The following is a 19,630-nucleotide window of genomic DNA, read 5'->3' on the forward strand; positions in this document are numbered from 1 at the left end:
CCGATGATCGACAAGAACCGCCCAATCCTCGAGACGCGTTCGCTGGGCAAGCGCTTTTCCATCGGCAGCCGTTTCTCCGCCGAAGGCAAGCGAACCGTTCATGCGGTCGACAATGTTTCCCTGACCGTGTGGCGCGGCGAGACGGTCGGTCTGGTCGGCGAATCCGGATGCGGCAAGTCCACGTTGGCGCGTTGCCTGGTGAGGCTCTACGACATATCGGACGGCGAGCTTCTGTTCGAAGGCAACGACATCACCTCCAAGTCGCTGTCCGAACTCAGGCCGCTGCGGCGCCGCCTGCAAATGGTTTTCCAGGATCCGTCGGCGTCGCTCAATCCGCGCCGGCGCGTCGGCGACCTGGTGGCCGAGCCGCTGCGCATCCATGGCAGGCCCTCGTCGAGCGAGATCACCAAACGCGTGGCGGAACTGTTCGACCTTGTCGGCTTGCTGCCGGATCACGTCATGCGGTTTCCGCACGAATTTTCCGGCGGACAACGCCAGCGCGTCGGCATCGCGCGGGCTATTGCATTGAATCCGGACCTCGTGGTCCTGGACGAACCCGTCTCCGCGCTCGACGTGTCGGTGCAGGCGCAAATCGTCAACCTGCTTGCCGATCTGCAGGAGAAGCTCAATCTCACGTACATCTTCATCGCCCACGACCTGTCGGTGGTGCGCCAGGTGTCGACCCGCATCGCGGTCATGTATCTCGGCTCGATCGTCGAGGAAGGTCCGGCGGAAGAGGTGTTTGCGGCACCAGCCCATCCTTATAGCCAGGCACTGATCTCGGCGGTTCCCGTCGTGGAGACGACGCCCGGTGGGACGCGCAAGCGCATCATCCTCACCGGCGACGTACCGAGCCCTCTGAACCCTCCAACGGGCTGCCGTTTCCATCCCCGATGCCCAATCGCGGCGGAGCGCTGCCGTTCGGAGCGGCCACAGCTGCGGGAATACCGACCCGGTCGCAAAGTCGCCTGCCACTTCCCCACGATGTAGGCGACACTCACGACCGCACGGGTGATCGCCTTCGCCTGATAGATTTCTAAAAGATTCCATTTTTATCTGGAACCAAACCGGCTGTTGGCGCGTTTGGGGGGGTTCGATCGAGCGCATTGCGGTCGACCGGGAGGAAACGATGGATCAATTGCATTTCTTTTCGCCCGTGCGGATTTCGCGCGGGCAAGGACACCCTGTGGAAGAAATCGATAATGTTGCCGAAGCCATGATGTTCTTGCGGAAATGGCCGACAGGACGGCGCGGTCCGGTTTATCAGTGCGCGCTGAATTGTTGCTCGGCCGCCTTGTCGGGTCAGATGTCGGCCGAGGAAGCAAGGAAAGCGTTCACCGGCTTTGCCCGCATCACGCGTCTTCTCGATGACGACATGGCGTTGCCGGTGCCCGGCGAAGGCGAGGCAAGGGTGCACGCGTTGCGGCCATAGGCTATTGTCCTGACGGACCTACAAGGACTCGCGCTGCAGCGGGGCGGGTCTTGTTGTGCAATGCGCTCGGTCTGGCGGGTCGAAAGTTCGTCCTGCGTGGCACACTTTCACAGCGGACGCTCGTCGTTCATGCTTACTTCAGTCACGAGCTTGCGGCGAAGCGCCATCGTGTAGTCGTCTGGCCCCTTCGGCGTCATGACAAAGGCCTGGGAACCGCCAATCACCGATCTGGCAAAATAGGATGCCAGAGGTTCGTCGGGATTCTCATCCTCCGTCGGGATGGCGATTGCATTGATCGTATATCCCTTGGCTATGGCGTTCGACCTGCTCGGCTGGACGGGAAGCCCGTCGTTGTTCTCGCCATTGGAGGAGATATCGATGACTTTCTTGGCCGCCTTTCCCGGAAACTGGTCGAGCAGGAGACTGCCGATGTCGATAGCCGAGGAAACGGATGTTCCGCCTCGCCCTCTGCGGATGAAGCCGGCATCGCCTTTCCTGCTGATCACCGCAGCCGCCGCTTTGGCATCTTCCAGTCCGCAGATGCTTGTCCACGGCAGCACGACGCGTGCGTGTCCGGGGCTCGACCATTCAAAATAGGCAACGCCGATGCAGCCAACATAATTCCGGCTGATGGCGGCGATGATCTCTGGCGAGGTGAGTGCCGCGGCATGTCCCTCGCGTTGCATATCGGCAATCTTCGGATCGATGGATGACGAGAAGTCGACCGCGAACACGATGGCGACGTCAACGTTCGCGGCATGGGCCGAGGCTCCCCAAAACAGCGAAGCTGCAAGTATTCCTGTCACTCTCGAGATTGAACCGGCCGGCGTCAGGAGACTGCCCCAGCCTGTCGCCCGCACCCGTTTGCGAAAGGATGGGGGGCCGGCGTCCTGATGATACACACTGCCAAACATGTCATTCTCCATCTCGACATCCGGTCGTTTCAAAAGCGAGCTCAACATGTGGAAATCTGGTGGATCGCCTTGGTGCCCACGCCGAACAGCAGCAGATCGGCCTTGGTCCACAAGAGATAACAGCCGAGCAAAGTCAGTGGCATGGCGAGGGCCGCGAAGGAGCCGCCCGACCAGACCTCAGGCAAAGCACGGCCGAGGGCCACTGTCGTCGCCAGCATTGCCGGCAACCGGCTGGCGAGCACCGCACTGCGGAACGGATCGGGCCAAGCGGCCGGCCACATCGGAATTGGCGTGCCGGGCCTGTGGAAGGTGCTGCCGAATTTGCCCAGCGCATGCAGCAGGCCGGAGGTCGCCGCAAGCAATGGATCGCCGAGCAGCAACAGGGCAATGCCGAGCCCGATCGCACCCAGGCCCGACAGGAAGTCGCCCAGACGGTTGAGGGCGGGATCGGGAGCATCCGGCCTTGCCCAGGCCCGGTGATAGGCCTCGCCGCCCCAGAAGAAGACCAGGGTGGTCAAGGTCAGCGCAACAGTGCCATGGCTGCCAGCGAAGTATTCGATCACCGCCATGGTGACGCTGCTTCCCTCATGCAAGCCGACCGGCGCGGTGGCAATCTGGATCGCGAGACCGACAATGAGGCCGAGCGCGTTGCCGCTGTTGTAGTAGCCGCCCGGTCCCCTCATGCGGGCGCGAAGCGCCGATGCCAAATGTGCGATCGGAAGAAGGATTCTCCGCGCGTCCATCACTGCGCCCCCGCGAGAAGTCCGGCCGCCATCGGCAAAGCCACCGCCGCCTGACTGATCGACGCCACTGCCCCCGTGTCGGGCGGCAACCGGGGCCGGAATAGGTTTCGCATCACCGGCAAGGGTCATCACATTCCTCCACTGGACCTGAATTGTTGGGGTGACGATCGCCTGCCCAATTTGCGGCGGCAGCTGCAAAGACAGGGGCCCCGTCGAAGGGTTGAACCGAAGCGGTTCGCAAGGACGTGCGTGCCTGCGGCGCTCGGTTCGACAGTGCCACGGACAGGATCGCACCCAGAATGATGGCGGCACCCAATGCGCTCGCGGACGAGCTCCGCTCGCCGAGAAAGATCGCCGCGCCCAGCGCCCCGAAAACGCTTTCTGCGCTGACGATCACGGCGGCGTGGCTGGCCGGCGTAAAGCGGAGGGCAACCGTCTGTATGCCGAAGGCAATCGCAGTGGAGAACACGCCGAGGATCGCCAGTTCCGGGCCGGCTGCGAATGCGGCGGCCAACGACAGATTGCCTTGCATTGCGCCGAGCGGCAGGGCGAAGGCGGCGGCGCCGAAGAACTGTGTCGCGGCTGCGGTGAACGGCCGCGCATGCACCTGCATGTGCCGACCCAGTTCGACTGCCCAGAGCGCATAGCAGGCAGCCGAGAGGACAGCGGTGAGATCGCCATTGCTGAACCCGGCAATCCCATCCGACAACAGCAGGGCTCCAACAACGGTCAGCCCGGCGGCGACCGTGAGACTCGCTGTCGGACGTTCGCCTACGAGAAACCAGGCGGCCAGCGGTGTCATTACCGTTGCCGTGCTGACCAGGAAGCTCGCATTGGTGACGGAGGCGCCGAGATAGCAAAGCTGCTGGAGCGTGATGGAGATGGCAAACAGCGCGCACACCTTGGCCAAGCTGGAAAAATAGTCCGGCCCGAGCGGAAGCCGCCTCTCCATCAAGACAAAGGGCAACACAAGCAGGCCGCCGATCAGGCAGCGCAGACCCACCGCACTCAGCGCGTCGAGATGCACAAGCACCATCTTTTGCGAGACATTGCCGAAGCCCCACAAAGCGGCTGCGAATAGCAGCAGCAAATTGGCTCTTGTCCTGGACACGCGTCCCCCTCGAACCAAGCCTTTCGTTGACTTGGTCACCTTAATTTAGCAAAGCCTAAACAGCCTGCCGTTACGGCAGCGCTTGAGCGCGAAGGCCGACTGTTGCGAAGCGTTAGTTTTGAGTTAGGATTTCGTCAGGCTGGGATAGCAAATGCAAAGTGAGGACAGGGGCGCTGCAAATAGAATCTCACTCTTCGGCGGTTTCCGGATTGAAAATGAAACGGCCGGTCCGCTTCGGCTGACCGGGAAACGAGGGCCGGCAATCATCGCCTATCTGGCCCGATGTCCTGGCATGGCGGCGACGCGGGAGAGGCTGGCTGACCTCCTATGGGGCGACAGCGACGGCGAACATTCGCGCAACAGCCTTCGGCAAGCCCTCAGTGTCCTGCGCCAGGATCTGGCGCGAGAGGGGGTGGATCTCATTCATTCCAGCGGTGAGCTGATCGCCCTGAGGCCAGAGGCCGTTCAAGTCGACGTGGAGAAGTTCGAAACGGGTCTCTCGGCACGTTCCGCCCAGGACCTCGCGAAGGCCTTGGCGAACTACACCGGGCCCTTCCTCGACGGGCTTTACCTGGGAAGCAATGCGTTCGATGACTGGATCACATCGGAACGCGACAGGCTGCTCGGCCGCGCGCTTGAGTCCTTCGAAAAACTGGCCCGTCTCGTCGACCCTGATGCCGGGCTGATCCTGGCCGATCGTATTGTGACCATGGAACCGACACGGGAAGAATCCTATCGGCTCAAGATGGAATTGCTGCTCGCATGTGGCCAACGCGACAGGGCAATCAGGACATACGAAGCTTGCAGAAGCATGCTGAAGAAGGAGTTCGGCGTCGAAGCCGGCCCTGAAACGCGGGCGCTTTGGCAATCTCTGTTGCTTGCCGCCGACGACACCTCAAATGTGCAGTCGACAAGTGGTGTTCCGGCCAGCCAGCGCCTTGGGCGTCCCTCCATCAGCGTTGCCGACTTCGTCAATCTGACCGGAAAGCAAGGCGACGACTTTTTCGCCAAGGGACTTGTCCAGGACATCACGACAGCCCTCTCCGAAGTGGCCGACTATGTCGTGCTCGCCGCGCTTCCGCCCGAAAAGAGCGGTCCGGGCGAAGAAGCCAAGACGCCAGGGATACTCCGGGCGCGATATATGCTCAGCGGCAGCGTCCAGAGATCCGGCAATGGGTTGAGGGTGAATGTCCAGCTCGTCGATGCCGCCGGCGGCCACCACGTCTGGGCCCAGAAGTTCGACGGCCACTCCGAGAACGCGCTCGAATTCCAGGACAGGATCGCACAGTCTGTTGTACTTGCCGTGATCCTCGAACTTCAACTGACCAACTGGAAGGTTCGAGACAAAAGCCCGCCGGGTGCCCCTGAAGTGCGCAGGCTGGTCAACGAAGCTCTCATGAAATATTTTGAGATGACTCGGGACTCACTTCTGGTCGGGATAGAGCTTGCCGAGAAGGCCTTCTCGCTTGGTCCCGACAACGCCCGTGCAAAGCGGACGCTCTCGATCGTAATATCCATGGGCGTGGCGTTTGGTGCGCTGCCTCGGGAGCGAGGGGTGATCGAGCGTGCGGAAGCCGCGGTGCGGGCGGTACCGGACGATGAAATTGCCCGATGTATCTTGTCGTTCGCTCTCGAAAGTTGCGGTCGTATCGACGAGGCGATCGCCGAATGCCGCCACGCGATCAGCCTCAACCCAAGCTACCCGACTGGCCACGGCGATATTTCGATGCTCTTTGCGTTGCGCGGACAGGTCGACGAAGCGGTGCGCGAGGCCAACGAAGCAATCCGGCTCGGAACGCACGATGTGATCGATTTCTGGCGCCACCACGGCCTGGTTGTGGCGCTCTTCGCTGGCGGAGACAACCAGCGGGCGCTCGAAGCTGCCCGCAAAGTGGTCAGGACAAAGCCGGGCTTCGTTCGCGGCGCCCTTTATTGGGCCGCGACCGCGTCGGCCACCGGAAACAACGAAGAAGCGTCCCGGGCCATCCACCATTGCCTGTCACAACTTCCGCATCTCAATCTGAGCAATGTCTGCCCTGGCTTTGTGCCGCGCTATGTGAAGGATCATCACCATTCCCGGTTCCTTGAGATGCTGTCGAGGGCTGGCCTCCCCAGTTCCTAGCCACAGTCCAGTTTGCCTGGGGTGCCTGGAAGGTTTTCGAACTTTCTGTCGTGCAACTCCCGTCGAGATGCGCGCGCTTCTGAAGGAGGTCGGGATGTGTGGATCGTAAGCGGTGTTCTCAGGCCACGTCCTTAGCTCAAGCGCCCAGATATAGGTCCAAGGTAGCAGGCCGTCTATCTGGCTGTTCGGATGGCGGTTGAAGACCCTAGTGAGCACGTCGGCGAGATAGCCGAGTGGGTCGACGTCATTGAGTTTGCAGATTGCGAGGCTCACATTAGATTGTGATAAAATAGGTGTTGGAGAATTTTCCGGCCGCGCCAATGGCGCGGCTTGGGACCCCGACCTAAGAACGGCAGCAATGAGAAACTGATGATCTTGGCATGAGACACCATCGCCCAACAGAACGGCGCGTTACTATCAGACGAGATGTATCGTCATAAAATGGTCAGCCGTTCACCGAGTCCTTGAGAGCCTTTGCCGGCTGGAAGACGATCTTCTTCGATGCGGCGATCTTGATCGTGGCTCCAGTCGACGGGTTGCGGCCATCACGTGCTGGTTTGTTCTGTACCTTGAACTTGCCGAAGCCATTGAGGCTGATTTCCTCGCCCTTGGCAGCGGCTTCCGCAATGCCCTTCAACACATCCTCGACCACGGATTTCGCTTGGGTTTTCGACAGGCCGTGCGCGTCTGCAAGGCGTTCGGCAATATCGATCGTGTTTACAGCCATCGTTCCATCCCTTCTGAATTGGTTCAACCGATTGGCCTTATGGCACAGGAAATTCCACACTGTCATCGGGTCATGGAACTGAATCCGGTGCAAACCAACGCTCGAACCGGGAATTTCCACCACTCTGTCTCGAAAGTCCCGCAGCGCATGACCTCGGCATCAGACGCCCGGCGTGTAGACGACCCTTTCCCAGCAATGCCTCGCCGGTGTGAGGCGTAATTGCACATTCGGCCATGCGGTGGAGGATCGGGTGTGACGGGAATCGTCACGGCATTTGGCGGCTTGGAAGCCGCTGCCCTCAGCAATCAATTGGCCTTCGGAGCTGCCCAAGCTCGACGATCCCAACTTCCCCGCTCCGCTCTACGCGAGCTTGGCCGAGACCGACACCGGGGGCGACTTCTCGCTCATCTGGTCACGACGCGCCGCGGAGTGGTCCGTCAAGCACTAAGCCCCGCCAAGGCGGGGCTTTGTCATGTTCAAGTCCGCCGATGCCTAAGCTCTGCCAGCATGAAGTCAAAAAAATGAGGATCCGAGGCCCAGGCGATGTTGACGCGGATGCCTGCCTTGGCAGGTTGGCGCTCCGGCGAAAACACGGTACCAGGTGCGATAAAAATCCCCTGGCGAGCGCCTTCCCGGGCGAGGGCGATGTCATCGACATAGTCGGGAAGTTCCAGATAGACGTAGTATCCACCTGTCGGCTCGGCAAAGAGCTTAAGACCCATCTTCTGAAGGCGGGGAACGACCGTCTCGGTGGCCTGCTGCACACGCTGCGCCAAACGCTTGAGGTGGCGCCGATAGTGACCTTCACTGATCAATCCATGGATCAACCGCTCAATGTGTCCTGAGCTGTTGACTGTCGTCAGCATCTTCAACTCGGCAAGGGAAGCGATAAGGTCGGGGCGCGCGGCGATATAGCCGCAGCGCAGGCTGGCCGACAACGTCTTGGCAAAGGTGCGCACGCAGATGACGTTCCGCAACTGGTCGAGAGGCGCAAGGCCAACGCCACGGACCGTCGGCAGGTCGACGAACGGGTCGTCCTCGACCACCAGCATGTCGCAGCGCGCGGCGATCGTCAGGATCGAGTGAGCCGTCGGCAGGTTGGTCGAGCTGCCGGTTGGATTGTGCGCAAGCGATTGTGTGAAGAACAGCTTCGGACGCTCGCGCTCGGCCTTGCCGGCGAGATCGTCGAGGTCCGGACCGGTCGGCGTCCGCTTCACGCCGATCATGCGGATCTGCGCCAGCTTCAGCTTGGCGAAAAGCGGGTAATAGCCGGGGTCGTCGACCAGCACGGTATCGCCGGCGACGAGGAAGCGGCGTATGATCAGGTCCAGTGCGTGGTTGGCGCCGAATGTCAGCAGGATTTGGTCCGGGCTCGCCTGCACCTCGCGCTCCATGAGGTCGAAGGCGAGGCGCTCGCGCAGCGCCGGCAGGCCCATCGCCGAACCATAGCCGTCGCTGCTGGACCTCTGGTGCCGGCCGAGCAGCCCGAGATGGCGCCGCACTTCCGATTCCTCCATCCATGAGGCGGGCGGCCGCCCGTCGCCGACGCGGATCGAAAAGCTCTCCTCCAACTGCGCATTGAGCAGCGAGGCGATGTCGACCGCTTCCGCGACATGGCGGGGACGCTCGCTCGGCGTCTGCCGGCGACGCTCGGCAACCATGAAGCCGGCGCCGGGCCGCGAAAACGCGATGCCCGCGGATACCAGCCGGTCATAGGCATCGACGATGGTGTTCTTGGAAACGTCGAATTGCTCGGCGGCCTTGCGTATCGACGGAAGCTTGGCGCCGACGGCAATCGAGCCGGTCTCGATGCGCCTTCTGATCTCTGCCGCCACGGCCTCGGCGCGCGTCATCCCAGAACATCCTCCGATGGGCTGCGTGCCCTGATATGGACTGGTACAGTTTGTCGCTGTTTCCTGTAGCTGTACCTTGATAGATGGTATCAGTTAAACGATAGCTGCCTCAACGACAAGCATTCGCAGGGAGGCGATCGTGATGGTGGCTGTCCAGGACAGCGGTGTCGAGCCGCGGCTGAATTCCCGCATCGAGAAATTCCGCGACCTGTCGCCGGCCGATCGCCTGGCGACGGTCGGCGACGCCGCTCGTCTTGGGCAGGCGGATCGCGATGCCTTGCGCGGCGGCGTCCTGCCGCTCGATCTCGCCAACGGCATGATCGAGAATGTGGTCGGCACTTTCGAGATTCCGCTCGGCGTCGCCACCAATTTCACAATTAACGGTCGCGATTACCTCATCCCGATGGCGGTGGAAGAGCCGTCGGTGGTCGCCGCCGCCTCCTACATGGCGCGCATCGCCCGCGGTTGCGGCGGCTTCGAGACATCGAGCACCGCACCGATCATGCGGGCACAGGTGCAGATACTCGGTCTGTCCGATCCGCACGGCGCACGCGCCAGGCTGCTGTCCGCCCGCGACCAGATCATCGCCGCCGCCAACGAGAAGGACCAGGTGCTGATCGGCCTCGGCGGCGGCTGCAGCGAGATTGAAGTGCAGGTGTTCGAGGAGACGCAAGTCGGACCGATGGTGGTGCTGCATCTGCTCGTCGACGTGCGCGACGCGATGGGCGCCAACACGGTCAATACCATGGCCGAGGCAGTCGCACCGATGATCGAGCGCATTTCGGGTGGCACCGTCCGGCTGCGCATCCTCTCCAACCTGGCCGACCTCAGGCTGGCGCGGGCGCGGGTGCGGCTGACGCCGAAGGCACTGGCGACGAAGGAGTTCACCGGCGAGCGTATCGTTGCCGGCATCGTCGAGGCCTGTTCGCTGGCGATCGTCGATCCTTACCGCGCGGCCACGCACAATAAGGGCATCATGAACGGCATCGATCCAATCGTCGTCGCGACCGGCAACGACTGGCGGGCGATCGAGGCCGGCGCCCACGCCTGGGCGGCGCGCGGCGGCCGTTATACGTCGTTGAGCCGCTGGGAGATCGACGCCGCCGGAAACCTCGTGGGGACGCTGGAAATGCCGATGGCGCTGGGCATGGTCGGCGGCGCCACCAAGACGCACCCGGCCGCGCGCGCAGCGCTGAAACTCCTCGGCGTGACCACGGCGCAAGAGCTTGCCGAGGTCACCGTCGCGGTCGGGCTGGCGCAGAACATGGCGGCGCTCAGGGCGCTGGCAACCGAAGGCATCCAGCGTGGACACATGGCGCTGCATGCCCGCAACATAGCCATCGTGGCGGGCGCGAGCGGCGCGAATATCGATGCGGTGGCAAAGGAACTTGCGGCGGATCACGATGTGCGCGTCGATCGCGCCAGGGAAATCCTGCTCAGACTGGGCAAAGAGGAGGCCTGAGCGGTGAGCGAGGCAGCCGCACGCGGAAATCAGGCTCGGCTTTCCAGCCTGCTCAAAAGCCAGGAAGGCATCGTGCTGGTGCTGGCGGTGCTGGCCTTCGTGCTGTTCTCGTTGCTGCTGCCGTCCTTCTTCAGCCCCGGCAACATCCTAGCCCTGATCAGAAGCGTCTCGATTCTCGGCATCCTGGCGCTGGGAATGGCGCTGGTCGTCATCGCCAGGGGCATCGATGTCTCGATGATCGCAACGATGGTGGTGTCGGTGTCCTGGGCCTTCGTGATCGCCCGCTCGGGCTATTCGCTGGAATTCGCGCTGCTGATCGGCGCGCTGTTCGCGGTGGTCGCCGGCGTGCTGATCGGGATGCTGATCGCTTTCGGCGAGGTCGCGCCGATCTTCGCGACGCTTGCCGCCGGCTCCGTCATCTACGGCCTTGGCCGAACCTTCTTCTTCACGCTGGAGATGCAGAATGTGCCGCCAGGCGCCGAATGGTTCTCGCTGATCGGGCAGGGCCGCATCCTCGGCGTCCCGGTGACGGTGGTGGTCTTTGCCATGCTTTGCCTGGCGCTGCATCTGGTGCTCAGCCGCACGCGGTTCGGCTGGCAGACCTATGCCATGGGCAACAATCCGGGCGCCGCCAGGATCACCGGCATTTCCAACCGGCCGATGATCGTCGCGCAATATGCGATCAGCGCGCTGATCGCCTACGGCGCCGGGCTGGTGCTTGCCTCGTCGGCGTCGGCGATCAACGCCCGGCTTTTCAATTCGACGATGATCTACGACATCCTTCTGGTCGTCGTGTTGGGCGGCATCGGCCTGAATGGCGGCCACGGCAAGGTTCGCAACGTCATTCTGGGCACGATCTTCGTCGGCATCCTGCTCAACGGCATGACGATCATGAACATCGCCTACACGATCCAGAACCTGGTCAAGGGCGTGGTCCTGCTTCTGGCCATCGTCATCGACTCGCTCGTCAACCCACGCGACGAGCAGACGTCCCAGCAAGGGGATCTCTGACACCAATTTCAACGCCAAAATGCAATGGGAGGAAACCATGCGACTTCTGAAAACGACAAAGTGGCTGGCCGCGGCCTGCATCGCGCTTGCCGGTATCGTCACCGCCAGCGCCCAGGACAAGGGCCTGGAAAATCCGCGCTCGACGACGTTCCACAAGACGCTGGAAGGCAAGAAGGTCGTCTTCCTGCCGCTGTCGATGGGTTTCGACCTGACCGAAGGCTGGGCGGCGGTGATGCGCCAGCAGGCCAAGCGCCTCAAGTATGATTTCGAGATCCGCGACCCCGCCTGGAGCACCGACGCGGGAACCCGCGCGCTGCAGTCGCTGATCAGCGAGAAGCCGGACCTGATCGTCGCGCACAATCCCGACATCCAGTCCTACGCCCGGTTGCTGGCTCAGGCGCAGGCCGCCGGCATCAAAGTTGTGCAGATCAACCTGGAATCGAACACCCAGACCGATTCGTATGTCGGCGCCGACTGGACCGAGATCGGCGAACAGGCGGCGCAGGCCGTGGTCGACAAATGCAGCCCCGGCAAGGGTGCTTCGACCAAGGTCGCTATCGACACCGGCGTGCCGACGGCGGCATCCGACGTGTTCCAACTCGACGGCATCTACCGTGTCTTGAACCAGCATCCCGACATCCAGGTCGTTTCGCAGCAGGCCACCGAATACAATCCGGAAAAGGCGCGCTCGATCATGGAGACCGTGCTGCAACAGCATCCGGATCTTTGCGGCGCCATCGGCATCTGGGACAATCAGGACACCGGCACGGCGTCTGCGATCCGGCAGGCCGGCAAGGGCGACCAGGTCTTCCTCGTCACAAGCGGCGGCGGCAACAGGGTCGGCTGCGAGAATGTCGAGAAGGGCCTGTTCAATCTCTACATCAGCTACAACGTGCCGCTGCAGGGCGAAATCCTGAATGCGGAGATCGCAAGGCTGCTGCTCTCCGACGGTACCGCCGGCGAGACCAAGACGCTCTATTTCAATCCTCTGACGCAGATCACCAAGGCCAACGTCAACCAGCGCAATTGCTGGACGCTGGACGATCTGAAGTAGGGAATCCTGACTTATGGCCACCAGCGATGCGCTTTCACGGCTGCGGTACCGGCTTTTGCCGGACCGCCTGTTCGGCGAATTGCTGACCAAGAGCTGGATCGACAACGTCATTCCGGCATTGGCGCTGGTGGTCACGATCCTCGTCATGACGTGGATCATCCCTGGCTATTTCTCGGTCGGCAACCTTACCGATCTCGCCCGCCAGGTGTCGGAATTCGGCCTGATCGCACTGGCGCTCACCATCGTCATCCTCTCGGGCGGCATCGACCTCTCGGTCGGCTCGATGTTCGCGCTATGCGTGCTTGCCGCCCTGGTATCGATGAACGTTGCCGGCCTGCCGGTCGGCGTGGCATTGATCGCGACGCTAGCCACGGGCCTCGTCTGCGGGCTGCTCAACGGGGTGCTGATCGGCTATCTCAGGCTGCGCGCCTTCATAACCACTCTGGTGACACTGGTCATCTACCGGGCGCTCTACGACATCATCTTTCCCCGGCTTGCCAGCGCGATCGTCGGCTCGATACCGGTCTCCCCGACCTGGGACCTGATCGGCTTCGGCACCTTCTACGGCCTGCCCGTCTCCTTCGCCATTTTCGCCGTCATCGCCCTTGGCGCGCATATCGTCCTGTCAAGGCTAAGGCCAGGATGGCGGTTGCGCGCCGTCGGCGGTGCGCGCCGCTCCGCCTACAATGCCGGCATCAACGTCAAGCTGACGGTTTGCCTCGCCTATGTCGCATCGGGCCTGCTGACCGCGATCGCTGCCTTTCTGTTTTCAGCCCGGCTCGGCAGCACCGGCGCCGACACCGGCATAGGGCTGGAGATTTCCGTATTGACCGCCGTGGTGCTTGGCGGCGTTTCGCTGGGTGGCGGCCGCGGTTCGGTCGGCAATGCGGTGATCGGCTCCATCCTGGTGCTGATCCTGACCAGCGGCCTCATCCGCCTGTCGATGCCCGGCTCGGTCAACCAGCTGATCCTCGGTCTGGTGCTGATCGCCGCCGTGCTGTTCGACGCCAAATGGGTGAAGAACCGCGGCAAGCTGTTGAGCAAAGTCTATGTCTCCCCGACCTATCTGAAGCTGCCGAATTTGACGCCGCCGACCGGAACCGACGTGCTTGCCGTCAATGACAGGCTTGGCGCTGCGGAGCTCATAGGGCTTGGCGCGGTCGAAGGTCCCGAGGACGTCGTCCTCGACCGCGACGACAATCTCTATACCGGTACGCGGCACGGTACGATCGTCCGTTTCCTCGCGCCCGACTATACGCGCAGCGAGGTCTTCGCCCGTATCGGCGGTCATCCGCTGGGGCTAGCCTTCGCGCCGAATGGCGACCTGCTCACCTGCGTCGGCGGCATGGGCGTCTACCGCGTCTCGCCGGACGGGGCGGTGGCGAAGGTCACCGACGAAACCAATCGCAGCCTGCTGTCGGTGATCGACGATTCGCGGCTGCGGCTTCCCGACGATCTCGACATCGCGCCGGACGGGCGCATCTTCTTCAGCGAAGCGACGATCCGCTACGAGATGTCTGAATGGGCGGTCGATGCGCTGGAGGGCAGGGGCAACGGCCGGCTGATCTGCCACGATCCGAGCACCGGCTCGACCCGCACCATATTGCGCGGCCTGATCTTTCCCAACGGCGTCACCATTTGCCGCGACGGCCAGTCGCTGCTCTTTGCCGAGACATGGGCGTGCCGCATCAGCCGCTACTGGTTCGACGGACCGGACAAGGGCAAGCGTAAAATCTTCCTCGACAATTTGCCGGGCTATCCCGACAATCTCAACCGCGGCTCCGACGGAACCTACTGGATCGCGCTGCTCGGCATGCGCACCAGAACCTTCGATCTCGCCATGCGCAAGCCGGGTTTTCGCCGCCGCATGGCCAAGCGGATCGCCGCCGACGAATGGCTGTTCCCCAACATCAATCGCGGCTGCGTGCTGCGCGTGTCGGAAACCGGCGAAATCATCGACGCGTTGTGGGACGAGGCCGGCGAAAACCATCCCTCGATCACCTCGACCTGCGAGCACAAGGGCTGGCTCTATCTGGGCGGCGTCTCCAACAACCGCATCGGCCGCGTTCGCATCGAAGGCGCCGATCCGCAATGGACGGCGCATGACGATTACTGGGGGAAGCGCTGATGGCGGGGTTCGGCACGTTCGTCCGCCGGCTGTTTTCGGCTGATGATGCCGGCATCAGCGTGCCGGCCATGGACGGCGTCTTCAAACCGGACAACCGTCTGGAAGAGGCGGAGCGGCTCCTGTCGCTTCCCGCGATCGACAATCTCGTTGCGTCGCCAGCGAGACTGCTGTGCAGCAGCGGCAACACGCTCTTCCGGATCGACCTTGGGAGAGCGGGCGCTTCGGCGGTCGCAATAGCGGAGTTCGAGGCGCCGATCAGCTTTGTCGCATCCGCGCCCGATGGCCGCCTTGCCGTCGGCATCGAGGGTGAGGGCCTGCAAATCGGGCAGCCGGGCACCTGGAGGCGCATCGGCTTGCCAGGCGGCGTGGCGTCCTGCCTCACCGCCGGGCTCTTTACCGTGGATGGCTCGCTCTACCTGTGTGTCGGCTCGCGCAAGCATCCGGCGCGCGACTGGAAGCGAGATCTGATGGAGGGCGGCAGCAGCGGCGTCGTGCTCGCCATCGATCCGGACAGCGGCTCCCAGCGTGAGCTTGCAGCCGGATTGGCATTTCCCAACGGAGCGGTCATGCTCGGCAACGGCCGTCTGGCGATCAGCGAAAGCTGGCGCCATCGTATCGTCGCCCTTGATCCGAAATTACCGCATCCGGTGGCGATCCTGGAAAATCTGCCGGCCTATCCGTCGCGCCTGTCACCCGCTTCCGATGGCGGCTTCTGGATGGCGCTGTTCGCGCCGCGCCGCCAGCTTCTCGAACTGGTGCTGCGCGAGGACGATTATCGCCGCGAGATGATGGCGACGATCGATCCCGGCGAATGGATCGGGCCGGAACTCGCCGGATCGGCGCGGCCGGACCAGCCGCTGAGCCAGGGCTCGGTCCGGCAGATGGGCGTGCTGAAGCCGTGGGCGCCATCGCGCTCCTACGGCCTCGTCGCGCGCTGCGACGACAGCGGCCGGCCCAGCGAAAGCTGGCACAGCCGCGCCGACGGCAGCATGCATGGCGTCACCTCCGTCTGTGAGCATGGCGGCAGCGTCTACGCCGCATCGCGCGGCTCCGGCACGCTGCTGCGCCTGCCCGGCACGACATCCGGTGGAGCCCGGCATGGCTGATCCCCACGCGACCGAGATCGTCCGGTTCCGCAAGGCCACCAAGGCGTTCGCCGGCAACGCGGCGGTGCGCGACGTCGATTTCACGCTGCGGCAAGGCGAAGTCCATGCGCTGCTCGGCGAGAACGGTGCGGGGAAGTCGACGTTGACCAAGGTGCTGGCCGGCCTCTACCCGCTGACGTCGGGCGAGATGCTGATTGACGGCAAACCGGTTGGCTTTTCCTCGCCCGCCGATGCCATGAAGCACGGCATCGCCATGGTGTTCCAGGAAACCAATCTCATCCCGTCGATGAATGTCGCCCAGAACATCTTCCTCGGCGAGGAGAGCTTCTTCAACCGGTTGCGCGGCATCAACATCAAGGCGCAGCAGCATCTGCAGCGGCTGAACTTCCATGTCGAGCCGACCGCGCTGGTGTCGACGCTCGGCGCCGCCAAGAAGCAGATGGTCGAGATCGCCCGCGCGGTTCACCACAAGGCCCGCATCTTCATCTTCGACGAGCCGACGGCGACGCTGACGCCGGAGGAAAAGCAGCACTTCTTCGCCCTGGTCGAGCGGCTGAAAGGCGAGGGCGCTTCCATCATCTTCATTTCACACGCGCTGGAAGAGGCGCTGTCGATCGCCGACCGCATCAGCGTGCTGCGCGACGGCGCGCTGATCGTCACCGACGATGCGCGCAATCTCACCCGCGAGAAAATCGTCCAGGCGATGGTTGGCCGGCAACTGACCGATACGCTCTATGGCGACGATGCCGCCAAACGCGTCGCGCGCCGACCGGGCGAAAAGGTGCTGGCGCTCGAGAACGTCTCGATGGGTAAGGCGGTACGCAGCGCCACGCTGTCGGTCTTTGCCGGCCAGGTGACCGGGCTGTTCGGCCTGGTCGGTGCCGGCCGCACCGAAATGATGAAGATCGCGGCGGGCGTTTTGAAGCGTGACTTCTTCCATGGTGGCCGCATCACGCTGCGCGGCGAGGTGGTGCACTTCCGCGTGCCGCGGCAGGCCGTGCGGCGCGGCGTCGCCTATATCACAGAGGACCGCAAGCTCGACGGCCTATTCGACACGATGGGCATCGCCCAGAACGTATTCCTCGGCAAGCTGGCCAAGGGCTCCAATCCGGTCTCGGTAATCGGCCTTGGCGAAGCGCGCCGGCAATCGGCCGAATGGATCGAGACGATGAAGGTCCGGACGATCGGCGCCAATGCTCGGGTGGTCGAGCTTTCCGGCGGCAATCAGCAGAAAGTGGTCATCGCCAAATCGCTAATCCAGGCGCCGTCGCTGATCATCTTCGACGAGCCGACGCGTGGCGTCGATGTCGGCGCCATCGCCGAGATCCATCAGATTATCGAGCGGCTTGCCGATGCGGGTGCGGCCGTCGTCGTTATCTCGTCCTATCTGCCTGAAATCCTCAATCTGTCGGACCGCATACTGGTGGCGCGCCAGGGCCGTATCGTCGAGGAGATGACCATCGACGAGGCCTCCGAAGAAAAGATCATGTATGCCGCCGTCCATTGAATCGCCCGGTGAGGATCGGCAGGCCACGATCGTCGAAGTCGGTCCGCGCGACGGCCTGCAGAACGAAAAGCGGCTGGTCTCGACCGGGCAGAAGCTGCGCCTGATCGGCATGCTGGCCGATTGCGGCTTCGCCCGCATCGAGGCGACGGCTTTCGTCTCGCCGAAATGGGTGCCGCAGATGGCCGATCATGATGAGGTCATGCGGCGCGCTGTGCGGCGCCCGGGGCTTATGCTGTCCGCGCTGGTGCCCAACGAGCAAGGTGCGCGGGCCGCGATCGCGGCCGGCGCGCAGGAACTCGCGGTCTTCAGCAGCGCCTCCGAGACGTTTTCGAAACGAAACACCAATTGCACCATCGAGGAAGGGCTGGCTCGTTTTGTGCCAGTGATCGCGCTGGCCGCCGAGCATTCCTTGCCGGTGCGGGGCTATGTCTCCTGTGCCGTCGATTGTCCCTATGAAGGCCCGATCGAACCCGGCGCGGCCGCGAGAGTTGTCGCGCGCCTGCGCGATCTCGGCTGCGCCGAAATCGCCGTTGCCGACACGATCGGCAGGGCGACACCCGAGCGCGTGCATGCCATGGTGCTGGCAACCCTCGAAGAAGCAGAGGCTGCGCGGCTGGCCGGGCATTTCCACGACACCGGCGGCCTGGCGCTCGCCAACGTCGATACCGCCTGGGACCTCGGGCTCAGGGTGTTCGATGCCGCTGCCGGCGGGCTAGGCGGCTGTCCCTACGCGCCCGGTGCGGCCGGCAATCTTCGCAGCGGCGCGCTGGTGGCGCACCTTGCGTCGAAAGGGATTTCCACCGGCATAAATCGCGAATTGCTGGCCGGCATCGAAACCATGCTTGCCGAGGGTAAGTTTTTCGCCGAGCCATAAAACCACGACAACCCCGCAGCAAGTTTGCCTGAAATCAGTGCCGTCCCGATCTTCGGGGCTGGCGTCTCGGAAAATGCGACACGAGCTATATATTGCTGCCTTGGCTGCCCGCTCGGCTTAGAAAAATTTGACGAGGCATCGAATTTTTGGCGCGCGTGCCGCCCTTGTTGTGAACGTCAGTACCAATGCCCCGATCGCCTTCACACCGAATGGAGAGTGTCGGCGATCGTTCCCATCAGGTTCTGCATGTCGATCCGCATTGGCTGATTGATCGCTTTCGGCCCGAAGAGGTCCTTGTACAGTTCTACAATCAGGGACGGACTGGGCTTCCTGGAAGCTTTTCGAACTTTGCGTCGCGCCTCAGCCCCGTCAGGAAGTCGATGCCTCCTCAAATTTTCCCCGATACCGAATCTAAGTGACAATTTGTCCCATAAGCACTCGCACCTCCGTCGAGACCATTCGCGAACTACATTCTCGGTTCAACACGCAACATCTCTTCGCGCGAGTGACCGGCCTCTCAAGCACCGACCTATCGCTGATCCGCTGCAGCACTCTTTGCGGCCATAGCCGATCCGTTGTAGGCGTGCATCTGCGCCAGCTTCGCCATGCGCTGGGCGGCTTCCGCGAGCGCCGAGCAATGCTGCTTGAAGTTTTGCTCTATGATCTGACCGTAGGGTCCCGTAAGTCCCACCGCGTACATCACCTCACCGCTCGTCGGCCTTATCGGAAATGCGATCGAGCCTAAGCCCGGAACATGCTCGGCCAGGTCCATGGCATAGCCCTGCTGCCGAACCTCCGCCAATTCCCTGGTCAACTCCGCGATCTTCGTTTTAGTCCGATCGGTATAGCTGCGCAGCTCGGTCGCCAGGATCCTGTTCACGGTCTCCTGCGGATGAAACGCAAGGATCGCCTTGGCCGAAGCGGTCGCATTTACAGGCATGGCCATACCCGGCATGACATAGGTCCGGACCGGAGTGTCGGGCGCGACGCAGGTGACCGAGCGCACCTCGGTACCGTCGAACTTCGACAGGAACGCCGACTGGCCGGTGCGGTCGGCCAAATCCTGAAGCGGTCGCTGCGCGAGCGTCGTCAGCCAGCCGCTATCCGGAGACATCTGTAGCAGCTGCAGCAAGCGATCGCCGAGGCGGTATGTCCGATTGCGAACGCTCTCGGCGGTGATCATCCCGCTTTCGATCAAGGCATGCAGCAGCCTGTTGATCGTGGTTTTGGGCAGTCCAAGCGTCGTTTCGAGCTCGATCGCCGTCAAGCCATGCTCGAACGGCGCGACCGTTTCCATGATCGAGATGTAGCGCTCGAGGGGACTGTCCTTGGCGCTCGGCTTCTTCGATTTCGTATTCAAGGGCACCTACGCCGATCTGACAATTGCGACTGCAAGAAGGTTATCGTTCAAAACAGACATGAGGGGCAAGGTCGGTCTCTCGTTATCCCGCCGCGCGTCGAGTCCGAGGGGCTCCGTAGAATAGCCGAAGGCCGCACGCCCTCGACTGTCGGGCTCCGCCAGGTAACCCGAACCCGAAATCTCCTCACGAATAATACCGAAATTCGGTATTATTTCCATTTTATGG

The 19,630-nt window shown here is 62.8% G+C and carries 17 protein-coding genes and 1 pseudogene; 11 read left to right on the forward strand and 7 right to left on the reverse strand.

Annotated elements, in window-relative coordinates; all coding sequences use genetic code 11:
* The first annotated feature begins 3 nt into the window (after positions 1–3).
* Positions 4–990 carry an ABC transporter ATP-binding protein gene (locus AC0L2U_RS17945; RefSeq protein ID WP_128288106.1) on the forward strand — a complete coding sequence of 329 codons (987 nt, stop codon included), beginning with the start codon at positions 4–6 and terminating at the stop codon, positions 988–990.
* Between the two features lie 139 nt (positions 991–1,129).
* Positions 1,130–1,432 (forward strand): DUF982 domain-containing protein, encoded by a 303-nt coding sequence (locus AC0L2U_RS17950; protein ID WP_473602338.1) that lies wholly within the window; start codon positions 1,130–1,132, stop codon positions 1,430–1,432.
* Positions 1,433–1,539: 107 nt separating this feature from the next.
* Here AC0L2U_RS17950 and AC0L2U_RS17955 read toward each other — a convergent pair whose 3' ends face one another.
* The 3 genes from AC0L2U_RS17955 to AC0L2U_RS17965 form a co-directional block, all read right to left on the reverse strand.
* Positions 1,540–2,346 (reverse strand): DUF1194 domain-containing protein, encoded by an 807-nt coding sequence (locus tag AC0L2U_RS17955; RefSeq protein WP_127810441.1) that lies wholly within the window; start codon positions 2,344–2,346, stop codon positions 1,540–1,542.
* Between the two features lie 41 nt (positions 2,347–2,387).
* Entirely contained in the window at positions 2,388–3,089 is a 702-nt protein-coding gene (locus tag AC0L2U_RS17960; protein WP_127810440.1) for a hypothetical protein, read from the reverse strand.
* A 112-nt stretch (positions 3,090–3,201) separates the two neighbouring features.
* Positions 3,202–4,200: a DMT family transporter gene (locus AC0L2U_RS17965; RefSeq protein ID WP_473602339.1), complete on the reverse strand. Its 999-nt coding sequence runs from the start codon at positions 4,198–4,200 to the stop codon at positions 3,202–3,204.
* Positions 4,201–4,351: 151 nt separating this feature from the next.
* Here AC0L2U_RS17965 and AC0L2U_RS17970 point away from each other — a divergent pair, with 151 nt between their 5' ends.
* Positions 4,352–6,322 (forward strand): BTAD domain-containing putative transcriptional regulator, encoded by a 1,971-nt coding sequence (locus tag AC0L2U_RS17970; protein ID WP_473602340.1) that lies wholly within the window; start codon positions 4,352–4,354, stop codon positions 6,320–6,322.
* A gap of 150 nt (positions 6,323–6,472) precedes the next feature.
* Here AC0L2U_RS17970 and AC0L2U_RS17975 read toward each other — a convergent pair.
* Positions 6,473–6,580, reverse strand: a pseudogene (locus AC0L2U_RS17975) (transposase domain-containing protein); the annotation flags it as partial.
* Positions 6,581–6,767: 187 nt separating this feature from the next.
* Entirely contained in the window at positions 6,768–7,169 is a 402-nt protein-coding gene (locus AC0L2U_RS17980; RefSeq protein WP_473602341.1) for an HU family DNA-binding protein, read from the reverse strand.
* A 154-nt stretch (positions 7,170–7,323) separates the two neighbouring features.
* On the opposite strand from AC0L2U_RS17980, the gene AC0L2U_RS17985 reads away from it, so the two are divergent.
* Entirely contained in the window at positions 7,324–7,497 is a 174-nt protein-coding gene (locus tag AC0L2U_RS17985; protein WP_206622034.1) for a DUF736 family protein, read from the forward strand.
* Between the two features lie 28 nt (positions 7,498–7,525).
* On the opposite strand, the gene AC0L2U_RS17990 is transcribed toward AC0L2U_RS17985, so the two are convergent.
* The gene (locus tag AC0L2U_RS17990) at positions 7,526–8,902 is read right to left on the reverse strand and encodes an aminotransferase-like domain-containing protein (protein ID WP_127380140.1); all 1,377 of its coding nucleotides are present in this window, start codon (positions 8,900–8,902) and stop codon (positions 7,526–7,528) included.
* Positions 8,903–9,044: 142 nt separating this feature from the next.
* On the opposite strand from AC0L2U_RS17990, the gene AC0L2U_RS17995 reads away from it, so the two are divergent.
* The 7 genes from AC0L2U_RS17995 to AC0L2U_RS18025 are packed head-to-tail and all read left to right on the forward strand — an operon-like array spanning position 9,045 to position 18,044.
* Entirely contained in the window at positions 9,045–10,364 is a 1,320-nt protein-coding gene (locus tag AC0L2U_RS17995) for a hydroxymethylglutaryl-CoA reductase, degradative (RefSeq protein WP_473602438.1), read from the forward strand.
* A gap of 3 nt (positions 10,365–10,367) precedes the next feature.
* Positions 10,368–11,375, forward strand: a complete 1,008-nt coding sequence (locus AC0L2U_RS18000) for an ABC transporter permease (RefSeq protein ID WP_127270346.1) — start codon at positions 10,368–10,370, stop codon at positions 11,373–11,375.
* A gap of 37 nt (positions 11,376–11,412) precedes the next feature.
* Complete coding sequence (locus tag AC0L2U_RS18005) at positions 11,413–12,429, forward strand: sugar ABC transporter substrate-binding protein (RefSeq protein ID WP_164873851.1); 1,017 nt, start codon at positions 11,413–11,415, stop codon at positions 12,427–12,429.
* Between the two features lie 13 nt (positions 12,430–12,442).
* The gene (locus tag AC0L2U_RS18010) at positions 12,443–14,557 is read left to right on the forward strand and encodes an ABC transporter permease (protein WP_473602342.1); all 2,115 of its coding nucleotides are present in this window, start codon (positions 12,443–12,445) and stop codon (positions 14,555–14,557) included.
* Positions 14,557–15,663 carry an NHL repeat-containing protein gene (locus AC0L2U_RS18015; RefSeq protein WP_473602343.1) on the forward strand — a complete coding sequence of 369 codons (1,107 nt, stop codon included), beginning with the start codon at positions 14,557–14,559 and terminating at the stop codon, positions 15,661–15,663. The genes AC0L2U_RS18010 and AC0L2U_RS18015 overlap by 1 nt, the downstream gene beginning before the upstream one ends.
* The gene (locus tag AC0L2U_RS18020; protein WP_292335584.1) at positions 15,656–17,170 is read left to right on the forward strand and encodes a sugar ABC transporter ATP-binding protein; all 1,515 of its coding nucleotides are present in this window, start codon (positions 15,656–15,658) and stop codon (positions 17,168–17,170) included. Before AC0L2U_RS18015 ends, AC0L2U_RS18020 begins: the two co-directional genes overlap by 8 nt.
* Positions 17,154–18,044, forward strand: a complete 891-nt coding sequence (locus tag AC0L2U_RS18025) for a hydroxymethylglutaryl-CoA lyase (RefSeq protein ID WP_473602344.1) — start codon at positions 17,154–17,156, stop codon at positions 18,042–18,044. Before AC0L2U_RS18020 ends, AC0L2U_RS18025 begins: the two co-directional genes overlap by 17 nt.
* A gap of 529 nt (positions 18,045–18,573) precedes the next feature.
* Here AC0L2U_RS18025 and AC0L2U_RS18030 read toward each other — a convergent pair.
* Positions 18,574–19,410 (reverse strand): IclR family transcriptional regulator, encoded by an 837-nt coding sequence (locus AC0L2U_RS18030; protein ID WP_256746366.1) that lies wholly within the window; start codon positions 19,408–19,410, stop codon positions 18,574–18,576.
* Positions 19,411–19,630: the final 220 nt, after the last annotated feature.

Source organism: Mesorhizobium sp. WSM4808 (assembly GCF_055811675.1).

Coding starts and splice junctions, on each gene's coding strand:
- AC0L2U_RS17995 (WP_473602438.1), top strand. CDS start 9,045: ATGGTGGCTGTCCAGGACAGCGGTGTCGAGCCGCGGCTGAATTCCCGC.
- AC0L2U_RS18020 (WP_292335584.1), top strand. CDS start 15,656: ATGGCTGATCCCCACGCGACCGAGATCGTCCGGTTCCGCAAGGCCACC.
- AC0L2U_RS17945 (WP_128288106.1), top strand. CDS start 4: ATGATCGACAAGAACCGCCCAATCCTCGAGACGCGTTCGCTGGGCAAG.
- AC0L2U_RS18015 (WP_473602343.1), top strand. CDS start 14,557: ATGGCGGGGTTCGGCACGTTCGTCCGCCGGCTGTTTTCGGCTGATGAT.
- AC0L2U_RS18005 (WP_164873851.1), top strand. CDS start 11,413: ATGCGACTTCTGAAAACGACAAAGTGGCTGGCCGCGGCCTGCATCGCG.
- AC0L2U_RS17970 (WP_473602340.1), top strand. CDS start 4,352: ATGCAAAGTGAGGACAGGGGCGCTGCAAATAGAATCTCACTCTTCGGC.
- AC0L2U_RS18010 (WP_473602342.1), top strand. CDS start 12,443: ATGGCCACCAGCGATGCGCTTTCACGGCTGCGGTACCGGCTTTTGCCG.
- AC0L2U_RS17990 (WP_127380140.1), bottom strand. CDS start 8,902: ATGACGCGCGCCGAGGCCGTGGCGGCAGAGATCAGAAGGCGCATCGAG.
- AC0L2U_RS18025 (WP_473602344.1), top strand. CDS start 17,154: ATGCCGCCGTCCATTGAATCGCCCGGTGAGGATCGGCAGGCCACGATC.
- AC0L2U_RS17955 (WP_127810441.1), bottom strand. CDS start 2,346: ATGTTTGGCAGTGTGTATCATCAGGACGCCGGCCCCCCATCCTTTCGC.
- AC0L2U_RS17960 (WP_127810440.1), bottom strand. CDS start 3,089: ATGGACGCGCGGAGAATCCTTCTTCCGATCGCACATTTGGCATCGGCG.
- AC0L2U_RS17950 (WP_473602338.1), top strand. CDS start 1,130: ATGGATCAATTGCATTTCTTTTCGCCCGTGCGGATTTCGCGCGGGCAA.